We start from the raw sequence: 14075 nt of genomic DNA, 5'->3' as shown, positions 1-14075 counted from the left end.
GACCTGTCACGCTGAACCAAGGTGCCCACAGCCAATGAAGTTTCTCTTGGTCGAAGATAATGCAGAGCTGGCAAATGCGATCTGCGCACGCATGCGCATGGATGGGCATGTTGTTGATCATGCTGACAGAATTCAGGATGCCTTCGCCTTTTCGGAAACCGGGGACTACGATCTGATCCTGCTGGATATCATGCTGCCCGATGGTGACGGGCGCAGCTTTCTCAAACAGCATCGCGACGGACGCAAGGACACGCCGGTCATCGTTCTGACCGCCCGTTCACAGGTCTCTGACAGAATCAGCATGCTTGATCTCGGGGCTGACGACTATGTCACCAAACCCTTCGATCACGAGGAACTGCAGGCCAGGTGCCGGGCGGTTCTGCGGCGCAAGGCAGGCACCGGGCAAGGGGTGATCGAACTTGGCAATGTGCGCTTTGATCCCGTGGCAGGCAGCTTGACCGTAGATGGCAAGGCCATAACCCTGCGCAACCGCGAACTGCGCCTGCTGGAGCTTCTGATCAATGCGCCGGGACAAATCTTCCCCAAGCACAAACTGTTCGACCGGCTGTTTTCCTATGATGAGGATGTCTCGGAAAACGCGATCGAAGTCTATATCGGTCGACTTCGCAGGCATCTTGAACACGCGTCGTTGCGGATAACCACGCTGCGCGGTCTTGGTTACAGGCTGGATCATGAGTGACACGGTCAACGTCTCGGGGTCGCTCCGCACCCGTTTGACGCTGACCCTGATCGGCGGCGCCGCGGTGCTGACCGTTTTGGTCTTCGTCGTGATCCGGGGCTACGTGGCGCAGATTGCCCAGCAGGGGCAGGACAGCATTCTAGCGGCCTCGGTCAGCTCGATCCTTGACGCGGCAATTCTGCGCGAAGGTGCCGTTGAGGTCGACTTTCCATATGCATCCCTGTCCATGCTCAGCACGGATGCGGATGATCGGGTGTTCTATGCAATCTATCAGGACGACAGACTGCTTTCGGGCTATGACATCCTTCCCGAACCAACCGCGGTCTCCGGCACGGCAACGGTGCACCAAACGGTTGATTTGGACGGCACGGCGATACGCATGGCCACGGCGGCAAGGACGCTGATCGGGGCAGACACGCGAACGGTCGTGTCTGTTTCCATCGCTCAAACGCAGGAAGCCCTGGCCGTAACGCTGAACCGGATTTCCCGAAACGTCGTGATCTTCGGGGCCGGGTTCTTTCTGCTGACCGTGGTTCTGAGTTTCTGGGCCACATCGACAACAATCCGCCCCCTGCGCCGTCTGGCCAACTCGATCACGCGGCGTGGCCCGGATGATCTGAGCCCGGTCGCAGGCCCGGTTCCAAACGAGATGGCCCCGCTGGTCGCCTCGCTCAACCGATTGATGGGGCGGCTTGATACATCTCTCAAACAGTCCGAGGACTTCATCGCCGAGGCCGCCCATCGCGTGCGCACCCCTCTGGCAACGGTCCGCTCCCATGCCGAAGCCACGCTTCAGCGGGTGGATCGGGATGAAAACCGGATGGCGCTGCGCGCGATGATCCGGGCAATCGACGAAAGCTCGCGCGCGGCGGGGCAGTTGCTGGATCACGCGATGATCACCTTCCGGGCCGATCATTTGGAACGAGAGCAGGTCGATCTGGTAGAGATGGTCCGCGAACTGGTGATCCGCATGACCCCTGTGGCCCAAATGAAGGACATCAATTTGCATGTCACGGGCGTTGACAGCGTGGTTGCGACGGGGGATGCCATACTGCTGCAGAATGCACTCCGCAACCTGATCGACAACGCGCTGAAGTACTCCCCACCGGAAAGCGAGATTGCGATCCAGGTGATGGCGCATCCGAAACCACGCATCGAAATTCGCGATCAGGGACCGGGATATCCGCCCGATGAAATCGACGATCTGACGACCCGGTTCTCGCGGGGGGATAACGCCAGGGGGATCATAGGCTCGGGGTTGGGGCTCACCATCGCCCAGGACGTGGCCGAGGCCCATGGCGGCACACTCACCCTGTCAAACCTTCCCGGAGGTGGCGCATGCGCAACTTTCTCGCTTTGATCCTTTGCCTGTTGCCGGTTCTGTCAGTTGCGCAGGACTGGGAGGATCGCCAAGTTTTCAAGGGGGCCGCGCCAACCCAGACACTGCGCATCCTGTCCAGCACGGACACCGTGTTCTTTGCCCCGATCATTTCCGGGTTTCTGGCCGAGAACCCCACGTGGTCCGTCGAATACTTCGTGACCGGCACCGCCGAGATCACGGGACGGTTCAAGACCGCGCCGGACACATTCGACATTGTCATTTCAAGCGCCATGGACCTGCAATTGAAGTTGGTCAATGACGGGTTCGCGCTTGAGGTTGGCGGTGTTGACCTTCCCGATTGGGCCCAATGGCGGCAACGCTTGTTCGCCTTTACCTCGGAACCCGCGACGATCGTCGTCAACCGCAATGCCTTTGCCGACAAACCCATACCCGGAACCCGTCAGGAGCTGATCCAGGTGCTGCGCGCGGCCCCCGAGACCTTTCGCGGCAAGCTGGGCACCTATGACATACGCCAATCTGGCCTCGGCTATCTTTTCGCCACTCAGGACGCGCGCGCTTCGGAGACTTTCTGGCGCCTCATGGAGGTGATGGGAAGCCTTGATGCGAAACTGTATTGCTGTTCGGGTGACATGATCGATCACGTCGCTTCGGGCGACCTGCTGGTGGCCTACAATGTACTGGGAAGCTACGCTGTCTCGCGTCAGAAGAGCGACAATCGTTTCGAGATCATTCGGCCTTCTGATTTCCCCACGACGATGATGCGCACTGGCTTCGTTTCCCGGCACGCTCCGCATCCCGGTGCGGCAAGCGACTTCATGCGATACATGATCAAGGTTCAAACTGCGACGCCCTCCGACGGGAACTTTCCGCTGCCGCCTCTGGAACTGAACCCTGCTGGCGCAAACCCGTCGGTCATCAGTCTGGAACCGGCACTGATGACCTATCTGGATCGCCTCAAGAGAAGTGTTTTCATCAAGGAATGGACGAATGCCGTCGTGCAATAACCGGACTGGACATATGTGATCCAGTCCTCAGGCGTGGCTTTGTCGTGACAAGCTGACATTCGGGGACACAGCCGGAGGCCCGGTTTTCCGAAACCCGGCCAATCCTCGACCGGAAAGCCAGCACCCTCAGGGCGCACCCTTTCCGGCCCCAGCCAAGTAATCCCGGCGCGCGGACCTGAGCGGCCGCTAGGCGCAGCAGGCCGCCATCAGGCGATAGGTGATCTGGGCCGCGGTGAAATCCCATGCCGTCTGGCCATTCGGGGCAAGCTCAACCACATCGATCCCGACACAGCGCCGCCCCCTGAGCGCGGCCTCGACCAAGTGCACCGACTGATAGAAATTCAGCCCCCCGGGCACCGGCGTCCCGGTCGCGGGCATCTGGCTCGGATCCAGCCCGTCGACATCGAAACTGACATAGACCAACTCCGGGAAATCCTCGGGCAGGTCGACCGCATGAATATTGCCTGTCACTAGCTCTTCGGCGTCGACGTAAAAAACCTTGTTGGCGACGCGGCTGTCGATCTCCTGCTGGCACAGCGCGCGCACGCCGAACTGCGCAAGCCGAACGCCCTCTTCGGCCAGAAGGTGCATCACCGAGGCATGCGAATGCCTGTTGCCCTGATAGGCGACCCGCAGGTCCGCATGGGCATCGATCTGAACCAACCCGATCGGCTGCCCCAGCGCGCGCGCCACGCCCGTCACCGCCCCGTAGCTCAGCGAATGCTCTCCACCCAGCGTCACCGGGATCTTGCCCGCCTGCGCCACGGCTTCGGTCTTGGCCGCGATCCGGGCCATCACTTCGGGCAGCGGGCCTTCGCAATCGACCGGCGCATGGGTGTAGATCCCTTCGGTGCAGGGCACCTTGCCCTTGCACTCACGCTCCAGCTCATTGGAGGCTTCGAGTATGGCCGCCGGCCCCTCCCGCGTGCCCGCCCCATAAGACACCGTGCGTTCCAGTGGCACCGGAATGACCTGGAACAAGGCGTCTGCGCCGCGCTCGTGTTCGGTTAGTTCGCTCTCGAGGAAAATGCTCATGACAGTCTTTCTTTGAAGTCTTGGTATCCGAATTGCCTGACGATCCTCAGCGCATCGGTGTCGCTGTTCCAAAGGGCAATCGTCGGCAGAGGTACACCGTTGAACGTATTGGTCTTGACCATCGAATAATGCGCCTGATCGAGAAAGGCGAACCGCTGCCCAATCTCAAGCGGCTTTTCCCAAACATAATCCCCGATCACGTCTCCGGCGAGGCAGGAAGGCCCGCCCAGACGATAGGTCGTCCCCGCGTCTGCCTCCCCCAACATGGCAGGTCTGTAAGGGGCTTCGATCACGTCCGGCATGTGGCAGGTCGCCGAAATATCCGTGATGGCAAGGGACATGCCGTTCACAGGCAGGTCTAGGATTTCACCGACAAGGATACCGGCATCCAGCGCCACCGCCTCGCCCGGTTCGAGATAGACATCAACGCCATGGGACTCCCGGATACCCCGCAGGAAGGTGATCAGCGCCTTGCGGTCATAATCGTCACGGGTAATGTGGTGGCCACCCCCGAAGTTCAGCCATTTCAGGTCCGCAAGATAGGGGGCAAGCTTGGGCGCGACCGCCTCCCAAGTGCGCTGCAAGGGTTCGAACCCCTGTTCACAAAGCGTGTGCATATGCAGCCCGTCGACACCCGCCAGCACCTCGGGGGTCAGCAGGCTAACCGGGGTGCCAAGGCGCGAACACGGTGCGCAGGGGTCGTATTTCGGAATCTCGCCCTCGGAATGCTCGGGGTTGATGCGCAACCCGACCTGCACACCCGCCGCCCGTGCCTTGTCAAGGAAACGATCCTTCTGCGCGGGGCTGTTGAAGATGATGTGATCCGACAGCGACAGGATCTCGTCGATATCGGCGTCCTTGTAGCCAGCGCAAAAGGTGGCGACCTCGCCACCGTATTCCTCACGCCCCAACCGCGCCTCGTAAATGCCCGATGCACAGGTGCCGCCAAGGTACTGACGCACAAGCGGGGCAAGGGCAAACATGGAAAACGCCTTGAGTGCGCTCAACACGTGGGCGCCCGAACGGTCGGAGACATCCCTGAGGATGGCAAGATTACGCTCCACGGCCACCTCGTCGACCACGAAACAGGGCGTGGGTACACGAGAGAGGTCAAAGTTGCGAAAGGCGCCGGCGTCTCCGGCCTGGGTTTGCATCATGTCAGACATTGGGTGTGCTCCAAGTGACGAGGGCAGCGCCCGAACCGGGGCGGAAGCGTAGCGCCCGCCCGTCAAACCGAAGGTTTGCCTTCGGCAAAACGTGGCGGGTCGGGCGCTGCCCGGCGTTGCCGCCGGGCGATGTTTTAGAACTCGACCGGACCGTCGAGTTCGTGCACCTGCCACGGCAGACCATGGGCATTTAGCATGTCCATGAAATCGTCCGGGTCGAGTTGCTCCATGTTCCAGACACCGGGTTCAACCCAGTTGCCCTTGAGCACCTGCGCCGCACCGATCATGGCCGGGACGCCGGTGGTATAGCTGACCGCCTGCGAACCGACCTCGGCATAGCATTCCTCGTGGTCGCAGATGTTGTAGATATAGTAGGTCTTCTCGCCCGAGCCGTCCTTGGCCTGACCCGTGGCGATGTCGCCGATGCAGGCCTTGCCCTTGGTTTCAGCACCCAGATCGCCTGGATCGGGCAGCAGGGTTTTCAGGAACTGGATCGGGATGATTTCCTTGCCGTCATGCATCACCGGATCAATCCGGGTCATGCCGACATTTTCCAGCACCTTGGCGTGCATGATATAGGCATCACCAAAGGTCATCCAGAAGCGGGCACGCTCGATCTCGGGGAAATGGGTCGACAGCGATTCCAGTTCCTCGTGATACATCAGGTACATGTTCTTCGGCCCGATCGCCGGGAAGTCGAACTCGACCTTGGTGGTCATCGCCGGGCTGGTTTTCCATTCGCCCCCTTCCCAGTGACGCACCTCGGCCAGAACCTCGCGAAGGTTGATTTCCGGGTTGAAGTTGGTGGCAAACTCCTGATCGTTCGAACCGCCATTGGCATCCAGCACGTCGATCTGGCGGATCGTATCAAGCTTGTGCTTCTTGAGCCACTTGGCGAACACCGAAGTCACGCCCGGATCAAAGCCCGACCCGAGGATCGCGGTCAGACCCGCCTCCTTGAACTTGTCCTGATAGGCCCATTGCCAGTGGTATTCGAACTTGGCCACATCCTCGGGCTCATAGTTCGCGGTATCAAGGTAATGACAGCCCGCCTCAAGGCAGGCATCCATCAGCACGAGGTCCTGATAGGGCAACGCCAGGTTCACGAGAATCTCGGCCCCGGTTTCCTTGATCAGCGCCACCGTGTCGGCCACGTAATAAGCGTCCAGCGCGGCGGTCTTGATCTCCACGCCCACCCGCTCTTTCACGCTGGCGGCGATGGCGTCACATTTGGCCTTGGTCCGGCTGGCCAGCGTGATCTCCGTAAAGATATCCGCGTTCATGGCCATCTTGTGCACTGCTGCGTGGCTCACGCCACCGGCACCAACAACAAGCGTCTTTCCCATGGGTGTCTCCTCGTAGTTATTCGAAATACGTGTATCCATTCATCGAGTCCCGGTAGGCCCCGATCAAAGTCTTGCGATCCTTCGCCGTCAGTTGCCCGGCCGAAATCGCCTCATCCACCATCCTGCGGAACGAAGCGATACAGGCCGCCGGGTCGAACTCGACATAAGACAGCACCTCGGCAATCGTGTCGCCTTCCTGTTCATGCAACAGGTCGAATCCGCCATCCGCACGCAGGTCGATAGTCACCACGTTGGTGTCGCCAAAAAGGTTGTGCAGATCGCCCAGCGTCTCCTGGTAGGCACCGACAAAGAACACCCCAAGGTAATAGGGTTGATCCTCGGGCAGCGTATGCACCGGCAGGGACGGAGAAATGCCGCCACTCAGGATGAACTGGTCCATCTTGCCGTCACTGTCACAGGTTATGTCGGACAGAACCGCGCGCCGGTCCGGGACCTGATCCAGCATCTGAAGCGGTGCGATCGGGTGCAACTGGTCGATGGCCCAGACATCCGGCAAGGACTGGAACAGCGAGAAATTGCAGTGATACACATCCGCGATTTTCTTCAGCTCCATGTCCAGATCCGCGCCGTGCTCACCTTCGCGCGCGATGTCCTTGATCCGCGCCATGAGGTGCAGATAGATCCGCTCGGCCCGAGCCATCTGGCGCAGCTCCACATGGCCCCGCCGGAACATGGCCCGCAGCTCATCGCGATAGAAAAGCGCGTCATTCCAGCATTCCTGAACCCGCTCCGGCACAAGATAACCCGAAATCGCCGCCAGATCGGCCATCAGGTGATGGTCATCCGGCTCGACTTCCGGCGCGTCCGGCGCGTCATAAAGGGTGCTCTCCAGCACATCGAAGATCAGCATCGACGACGTTGCCGACACCGCCCGCCCGCTTTCCGTCACCAGAACCGGGTGCTCAATCCCCGCCTCGTCCATCTCATAGGCCACAGTCTCGACGACATTCGCGCAGTATTCCTCCATGGAATAGTTGATCGAATTGTCCGAGGCCCGCTTTTCGCCGGTGTAATCCACGCCAAGCCCGCCGCCCAGGTCCAGATGGGTCAGCGGAACCCCCTCGCGGGTCAGTTCCGAGAAATACCGGCAGGCTTCGATCGCGGCGCGGCGCACGTCGTTCACGTCCGGCACCTGACTGCCAAGGTGCGAATGCTGCAACTTCAGACAATGCAACAGCCCCTTGTCCCGCAACCGGTCCACCACCCGAAGCAGCTGGTCGGTGTTCATGCCAAAGGCCGACCGGTCGCCCGAACTGCTGGTCCATTTGCCGCTGATCTGGTTGGTCAGCTTGACCCTGACCCCAAGAAGCGGGTCCATGCCCAGCTCCTGCGCGACCTCGATGACAATCTCCGCCTCCTTGGGGCTTTCCAGCACGATGACCGTGTTGAACCCCAGCCGTCGGGACAGGATCGCCAGCCGGACGAACTCCGCGTCCTTGACGCCATTGCAGATGATCAGCGCTTCCCTGGACAGACGATGCGCCAGCGCAATAACAAGTTCCGGTTTCGATCCGGCCTCAAGCCCGTAATGGTACTGCCGCCCGAACTCGACGATCCGGTCCACCACCTGTGACTGCTGATTCACCTTGATCGGGAAAACCCCACGATACGGCGCGCGATATCCCGTCTTTTCAATCGCCTTGGCAAAGCTTTCGTTGAGATGACGGATTTCCGCCTCGAGAAAGCTTTTGACCCGCAGCACGAGCGGGCTGGCAATGCCGCTATGTTGCAGGTCCTGCAGGATCGACGGCAGGCTGACCGCCGGGGCCTCGGGATTGGCCGGATCGCACAGGGCGACATCCCCGTTCGGCAACACGGTCAAAAGGCCTTTGCTCCAACGGTCAATGCCGTAGATGGATTCAGAAAGCGGTTGTTCTGCAGGCATTCGAACAAACCTCGTGCAAGATGTAGGAAAGGATGGGAGCGTTGGTCAGCGGCGTCAAGGCCGCGCAGGACTACGCGGGTTCGATCTGTCCGGCATTGAGAAGATGAAGCCAATTCATCCGCGCAAACTCCAAATCATGCCCTCGGCTGAGAGCTGACCGACCGATAGTTTCGCGACGTCAGCGAGTCAATCAAAAATGGACCGGTCGGGGCCCCCGCCCTACACCCGATATGACCCCGGTGTCCGGTTTGTCCATTTGCGAAAGGCGCGGTGGAAATTGGCCGGGGCGGAAAACCCGGTATCAAAGGCGATCTGTTCGATGCTCTCCGCGCCGCTCTGCAACGCGCGGATCGCGATATCCCGGCGCAGCGCGTCCTTGATGTCCTGAAACGATGTGCCCTCGTCGTTCAATCGCCGGTTCAGCGTCCGGGGCGTCATTTTCAACGCTTCCGCCGCGTCTGCAAGGCTGCAGCTCTGCCAGTCCGCGCCATAAAGAAAGGCGCGAACGCGAAGGCTGTTGGTATGGGCGCGCGACCCGGTGAACAGCCAATCCAGCGGCGCCCGATCAAGGAACTCGGCCGCCTCGGCGGGGCTGCGCGTGATGGGGCGGGTGAACTGCTCCGGGTCAAAAAGGATGCTCGTGCTCAGGGCGCCAAACCCCACCGGACAGGGAAACATCACCGCGTAATCGGCATAATAATCCGGGCGCTTGAAGGCAAAGCGCACCGCCTTCACAGGTGTTTCCGCGCCCCCGAGCCATGACAGCAACCCATGCGCCAGTTTCAGCAGAAGAACGTGCCCGAAACGCTGTGGCCGCGTCACCTCGGCACAGGGGATCATCGCCAACTCCACCTCGCCCGCAGCGCTGCGCAATTCAAGATGCACATCGTCCAGGATCAGGTTCCAGTATGTCGAGAAACGATACAGCGCCGATGTCAGGCTGCTCGCCTCGCGCTGCACGGTCACGAGATGCTGCAACGCGCGCGGGCGGACGGGGCGGCTCCAAAGCCCCATCATCTCGTCCCCCGTCTCGGGCGCGGCAAGCTGATAAAGACGTGCGATCTCGTTCATCGTCACGCGCTGGTTCGGGGCCATCGGGCCCGTCTGCAACCCCGACCGTTTCAACAGCGCCTCCATCTCTTCCGGTGCACAGCGCAGTTTCAGCGCGTCCAGCCAATCCTGGATGAACCCCGCCGATACGGTGGTCAAAGAGACGGGGTCCTGACGGGTCATGTTATCCTCAATTTGGCGCGATCGGATACAATTTTGGCAAGAAATGAGCTTATCGGCAAGCCACACGGTCGTTAGATGACGTGAACCCATAGTATGACGAAAGAGCCCGGCATGTCCTACCAGCCCCCCGTAAAAGATCTGATGTTTTGTATCGAGCACCTCTCCCACTGGGATCAGGTCTCCACGCTCCCGGCCTATGCCGATCACGATCTGCCCGACATCGGGGCCGCACTCGAAGGCTTTGCCCAGTTCTGCAGCGAACAGGTTGCCCCCCTGTCCCGTGCCGGGGACATCGCGGGCGCCCGGTTCGAAGCGGGCCGCGTGATCCTGCCCGAGGCCAACGCCGAGGCCTATGCCCAGTTCGTCGAAATGGGCTGGCAGGCCCTGACCCATCCGGTTGAATATGGCGGCATCGGCCTGCCGCGCGCAGCCGGTGCCGCGGCGGTCGAGATCCTGAATGCTGCCGACACCAGCTTCGGCCTTTGCCCGCTGCTGACCGACGGGGCCATCGAAGCCCTGCTTCTGACCGGCTCCGACGAACAGAAGGCCACCTACCTCGAACCGCTAATTTCCGGGCGCTGGTCGGGCACCATGAACCTGACCGAACCGCAGGCAGGCAGCGATCTGGGCCTCGTAAAAACCAAGGCGACGCAGCGCGACGACGGCACTTATGGCATCTCGGGCACCAAGATCTTCATCACCTACGGCGCGCATGACCTGACCGAGAATATCATCCATCTCGTGCTGGCGCGCACCCCCGACGCTCCCGCCGGGCCCAAGGGGCTGAGCCTGTTCATCGTTCCGCAAAAAATGGTCGGGCCGGACGGCACACCGGGCGCCGAAAACACCGTCAACTGCGTGAGCATCGAACACAAGCTGGGAGTCTGCGCCAGCCCCACCGCCGTGCTCGATTATGACGACGCCACCGGCTTTCTGATCGGCGAGGAAAACCGCGGGCTGGAATACATGTTCATCATGATGAACGCCGCCCGCTTCTCGGTCGGGGTTCAGGGCATTGCCGTTTCGGACCGCGCCTACCAGCGCGCGCTAGGCTATGCCCGCGAGCGCGTTCAAAGCCGCCCCGTCAACGGCGAGGCCCGCGACGCCGTCGCCATCATCTCCCACCCCGACGTGCGCCGCATGCTGCTGCGCATGCGCAGCATCACCGAAGGCGGGCGCGCCATGGCGGCCGCAACCGCGGGTCTGCTGGACATGGCCCACCACAGCGACGATGCGCAAACCGCCGCGCTGGCCGAGTTCATGGTGCCGCTGGTCAAGGGCTTCTGCACCGAGCGTGCGGTCGAAGTCGCCTCGCTGGGCGTGCAGGTGCACGGCGGCATGGGCTTCATCGAGGAAACCGGAGCCGCACAGCACTATCGCGACGCCCGTATCCTGCCGATCTACGAAGGCACCACGGCCATTCAGGCCAATGATCTTCTGGGGCGCAAGGTGATGCGCGACGGCGGCGACACCGCCCGCCGCTTCGCCGCCCGGATTGCCGAGACCGAAGCCCAGCTGGCCCAAGGCAACGCCAACGCGCAGGCGATCGGCACAAGCCTCGCGCAGGCGCGCGCCGCTTTCGAAACCGCGCTCGACTGGCTGCTCGATACGAGCCGCAAGGACATCGACGCGGCCTTTGCGGGCTCCGTGCCCTTCCTCATGCTGTCCGGCACGCTGGCCGCAGGGTGGAAATTGGCCAAGGGCGCGCTGGCCGCACAGGCGGCACTCGACGCTGGTCAGGACGCACCGTTCATGACCGCGAAAATCGCTACCGCGCTGTTCTATGCCCAGAACATCCTGCCCGACTGCACCGCCGAACAGGCCCGTATCCTGCATGGCACCCGCAGCCTGCTTGACGCGGACTTCCCCGAATAACGCCCCGAAAGGACCAGACCCATGAATGACGTCGTGAACCCCGACACCTACGAGACCCTCGCCATTTCGCCCCGCGAGAACGGCCTCTATGTCGTGACCCTCAACCGCCCGACCAAGCGCAACGCGCTCGACGTGGCCACCATCGAAGAACTCATCCGCTTTTTCAGCGGCGCCCGCATGGCCGGGGTCAAGGCCGTGGTGCTGGCAGGCGAAGGGGATCACTTCTGCGCCGGTCTCGATCTGGTCGAACACTGGAAAGCCGACCGCAGCGCCGATGACTTCATGCATGTCTGCCTGCGCTGGCACGAAGCGTTCAACAAGATGGAATATGGCGGGGTGCCGATCATTGCGGCGCTCAAAGGTGCGGTTGTCGGCGGCGGCCTTGAACTCGCCAGCGCCGCCCATATCCGGGTCATGGACGACACCACCTATTTCGCCCTGCCCGAAGGCCAACGTGGCATTTTCACCGGCGGCGGCGCCACGATCCGGGTATCGGACATGATCGGCAAATACCGCATGATCGACATGGTTCTGACGGGCCGCGTCTATCAGGGACAAGAGGCCGTAGACCTTGGTCTTGCGCAATACATGGTCGAAGGTTCCAGCATGGACAAGGCGATGGAAATCGCCGCCAAGGTGGCCCAGAACCTGCCCCTGACCAACTTTGCGATCTGTTCGGCAGTGAGCCACATGAAGAACATGTCCGGCCTTGATGCGGCCTATGCCGAGGCGTTTGTCGGCGGCATCGTCAACACTCAGCCTGACGCCCGCGCACGTCTCGAAGCTTTCGCCAACAAGACCGCCGCCCGCGTGCGGCCCAACAGCTAAGACAGGCGGAACCGGGATGCGCCAACACTTCGAAGCCCTTCGCAAGGCACCGGCAAACCACGTGCCGCTGTCGCCCTTGTCCTTCCTGCGCCGGGCCGAGGCCCTGCACGGCCCGCGCACCGCGGTGATCTATGGCGACATCCGGCGCAGCTGGAGCGAAACCGTCCGGCGTATCCGCGCAGTGGCGGGCGGACTGGCGGGGCTTGGCGTCGAAAAGGGCGACACCGTGTCGGTGCTCTGCCCGAACATCCCGGAACTCTTCGAACTGCACTTTGCCCTGCCGCTCTGCGGCGGGGTGCTCAACACGCTCAACACCCGGCTGGAACCGGACACCATCGCCTATATCCTGGATCACGCCGATACCAAGCTGGTGATCGTGGACCGCGAGCTTGCTCCGCTCCTGTCAAAGGCATTCGCGCTGCTGGGCCGGACCCTGCCGGTGGTTGAAATCGTCGATCCGAACGCGGCGGGCGAAGCCCCGCTTGGCGGACCGACCTATGACGACCTGACCGCCGCCGATCCCATGCCCATCGCCCTGCCCGATGACGAATGGGATGCCATTGCCCTGAATTACACTTCGGGCACCTCGGGGCGGCCCAAGGGCGTCGTCTACCACCATCGCGGTGCCTACCTGATGGCGCTCGGCACCGGGACCGCGTGGCAGGTGCCGCCCTACCCGGTCTACCTGTCGGTGGTGCCCATGTTCCACTGCAACGGCTGGGGGCACCCATGGCTGATGACCCTGCTCGGGGCCACCATGGTCTTCACCCGCGCCCCGGCGGCCCACCTGATCCTGGATGCCATCCGCACCCACGGCGTGACCCACTTCGGCGCCGCCCCCATCGTGTTGCAGATGCTGGCCGAGGCCGAAAGCGACGCCGCACCGTTCGATCCGGCAATCCGCGTCCTGACCGCCGGGGCGCCACCGCCGCCTTCGGTTCTGGAAAAAACCCGCTCCATGGGCTTTGACGTCATGCAGGTCTATGGCCTGACGGAAACCTATGGCCACATCTCCCAATGCCTCTGGCAGGAGGACTGGAATGCCCTCACCCCGGCGGAACAGGCCGAACTGCAGGCCCAGCAGGGCATTGCCTTCCCCATGGTAGAAGAGGTCACGGTGATCGACCGCACAACCGGCGCGCCCGTCCCGCGTGACGGCACTACGCAGGGGGAAATCGCCATCCGGGGCAACACGGTCATGGCGGGCTACTACAAAGACGCCGAGGCCACGGCGAAGGCTTTCGAAGACGGCTGGTTCTGGTCCGGAGACGGCGCCGTCCAGCATGAAAACGGCTATGTCCAGATCCGCGACCGCCTCAAGGACGTGATCATTTCGGGCGGCGAGAACATCTCGTCGGTCGAAGTCGAAGCGGTGCTCTACCGGCACGACGCCGTGCAAGCCGCCGCCGTGGTTGCCATGCCACACGAGAAATGGGGCGAAGTCCCCTGTGCCTTCATCGAACTGCGCGACGGGGCCGCGGCCACCGGGGACGAGATCATCGCCTTCTGCCGCACCCACCTCGCGGGGTTCAAGGCCCCCAAGGCGGTCCTGTTCGAAACCCTGCCCAAGACCTCGACCGGCAAGATTCAGAAATTCCAGCTCCGCGACCGCGCCCGGGCCATGCACTCATAACCCGTCC

General features: G+C 62.0%; 11 protein-coding genes. 6 read left to right on the top strand and 5 right to left on the bottom strand.

The window, feature by feature from the left end:
• Nucleotides 1-34 precede the first annotated feature (34 nt).
• Genes ACS3QZ_RS17935 through ACS3QZ_RS17925 form a run of 3 tightly spaced genes read left to right on the top strand, consistent with a single transcriptional unit; the run spans nucleotide 35 to nucleotide 3046 of the window.
• Entirely contained in the window at nucleotides 35-700 is a 666-nt protein-coding gene (locus ACS3QZ_RS17935) for a response regulator transcription factor (RefSeq protein ID WP_093094548.1), read from the top strand.
• Complete coding sequence (locus ACS3QZ_RS17930; protein WP_456039036.1) at nucleotides 693-2060, top strand: sensor histidine kinase; 1368 nt, start codon at nucleotides 693-695, stop codon at nucleotides 2058-2060. The genes ACS3QZ_RS17935 and ACS3QZ_RS17930 overlap by 8 nt, the downstream gene beginning before the upstream one ends.
• Nucleotides 2039-3046 (top strand): ABC transporter substrate-binding protein, encoded by a 1008-nt coding sequence (locus ACS3QZ_RS17925; RefSeq protein WP_456039035.1) that lies wholly within the window; start codon nucleotides 2039-2041, stop codon nucleotides 3044-3046. Before ACS3QZ_RS17930 ends, ACS3QZ_RS17925 begins: the two co-directional genes overlap by 22 nt.
• 186 nt (nucleotides 3047-3232) lie before the next feature.
• On the opposite strand, the gene speB is transcribed toward ACS3QZ_RS17925, so the two are convergent.
• From speB to ACS3QZ_RS17900, 5 genes are all read right to left on the bottom strand, one after another.
• Nucleotides 3233-4081: an agmatinase gene (gene speB / locus ACS3QZ_RS17920; RefSeq protein WP_456039034.1), complete on the bottom strand. Its 849-nt coding sequence runs from the start codon at nucleotides 4079-4081 to the stop codon at nucleotides 3233-3235.
• Complete coding sequence (locus ACS3QZ_RS17915) at nucleotides 4078-5247, bottom strand: carboxynorspermidine decarboxylase (RefSeq protein WP_456039033.1); 1170 nt, start codon at nucleotides 5245-5247, stop codon at nucleotides 4078-4080. The genes speB and ACS3QZ_RS17915 overlap by 4 nt, the downstream gene beginning before the upstream one ends.
• 134 nt (nucleotides 5248-5381) lie before the next feature.
• Nucleotides 5382-6593, bottom strand: coding sequence for a saccharopine dehydrogenase family protein (locus ACS3QZ_RS17910; RefSeq protein WP_456039032.1), 1212 nt, complete (start codon nucleotides 6591-6593; stop codon nucleotides 5382-5384).
• 16 nt (nucleotides 6594-6609) lie between these two features.
• Nucleotides 6610-8499: a biosynthetic arginine decarboxylase gene (speA, locus tag ACS3QZ_RS17905; RefSeq protein ID WP_456039031.1), complete on the bottom strand. Its 1890-nt coding sequence runs from the start codon at nucleotides 8497-8499 to the stop codon at nucleotides 6610-6612.
• Nucleotides 8500-8718: 219 nt separating this feature from the next.
• Complete coding sequence (locus ACS3QZ_RS17900) at nucleotides 8719-9732, bottom strand: AraC family transcriptional regulator (RefSeq protein WP_456039030.1); 1014 nt, start codon at nucleotides 9730-9732, stop codon at nucleotides 8719-8721.
• 111 nt (nucleotides 9733-9843) lie between these two features.
• Between ACS3QZ_RS17900 and ACS3QZ_RS17895 the strand changes: the two genes are divergently transcribed.
• Genes ACS3QZ_RS17895 through ACS3QZ_RS17885 form a run of 3 tightly spaced genes read left to right on the top strand, consistent with a single transcriptional unit; the run spans nucleotide 9844 to nucleotide 14068 of the window.
• Nucleotides 9844-11607 carry an acyl-CoA dehydrogenase family protein gene (locus tag ACS3QZ_RS17895; RefSeq protein WP_456039029.1) on the top strand — a complete coding sequence of 588 codons (1764 nt, stop codon included), beginning with the start codon at nucleotides 9844-9846 and terminating at the stop codon, nucleotides 11605-11607.
• Between the two features lie 21 nt (nucleotides 11608-11628).
• The gene (dmdD, locus tag ACS3QZ_RS17890; protein ID WP_456039028.1) at nucleotides 11629-12435 is read left to right on the top strand and encodes a methylthioacryloyl-CoA hydratase; all 807 of its coding nucleotides are present in this window, start codon (nucleotides 11629-11631) and stop codon (nucleotides 12433-12435) included.
• Nucleotides 12436-12451: 16 nt separating this feature from the next.
• Complete coding sequence (locus ACS3QZ_RS17885; protein WP_456039027.1) at nucleotides 12452-14068, top strand: AMP-binding protein; 1617 nt, start codon at nucleotides 12452-12454, stop codon at nucleotides 14066-14068.
• The last annotated feature ends 7 nt before the right edge of the window (nucleotides 14069-14075 follow it).

Source organism: Shimia sp. W99 (genome assembly GCF_053851455.3).
The sequence above is the reverse complement of the archived record's forward strand: the minus strand, read 5'-3'. Positions and strand labels throughout refer to the sequence as shown.

Coding starts and splice junctions, on each gene's coding strand:
- ACS3QZ_RS17895 (WP_456039029.1), top strand. CDS start 9,844: ATGTCCTACCAGCCCCCCGTAAAAGATCTGATGTTTTGTATCGAGCAC.
- ACS3QZ_RS17925 (WP_456039035.1), top strand. CDS start 2,039: ATGCGCAACTTTCTCGCTTTGATCCTTTGCCTGTTGCCGGTTCTGTCA.
- speB (WP_456039034.1), bottom strand. CDS start 4,081: ATGAGCATTTTCCTCGAGAGCGAACTAACCGAACACGAGCGCGGCGCA.
- ACS3QZ_RS17930 (WP_456039036.1), top strand. CDS start 693: ATGAGTGACACGGTCAACGTCTCGGGGTCGCTCCGCACCCGTTTGACG.
- ACS3QZ_RS17915 (WP_456039033.1), bottom strand. CDS start 5,247: ATGTCTGACATGATGCAAACCCAGGCCGGAGACGCCGGCGCCTTTCGC.
- ACS3QZ_RS17935 (WP_093094548.1), top strand. CDS start 35: ATGAAGTTTCTCTTGGTCGAAGATAATGCAGAGCTGGCAAATGCGATC.
- speA (WP_456039031.1), bottom strand. CDS start 8,499: ATGCCTGCAGAACAACCGCTTTCTGAATCCATCTACGGCATTGACCGT.
- ACS3QZ_RS17900 (WP_456039030.1), bottom strand. CDS start 9,732: ATGACCCGTCAGGACCCCGTCTCTTTGACCACCGTATCGGCGGGGTTC.
- dmdD (WP_456039028.1), top strand. CDS start 11,629: ATGAATGACGTCGTGAACCCCGACACCTACGAGACCCTCGCCATTTCG.
- ACS3QZ_RS17885 (WP_456039027.1), top strand. CDS start 12,452: ATGCGCCAACACTTCGAAGCCCTTCGCAAGGCACCGGCAAACCACGTG.
- ACS3QZ_RS17910 (WP_456039032.1), bottom strand. CDS start 6,593: ATGGGAAAGACGCTTGTTGTTGGTGCCGGTGGCGTGAGCCACGCAGCA.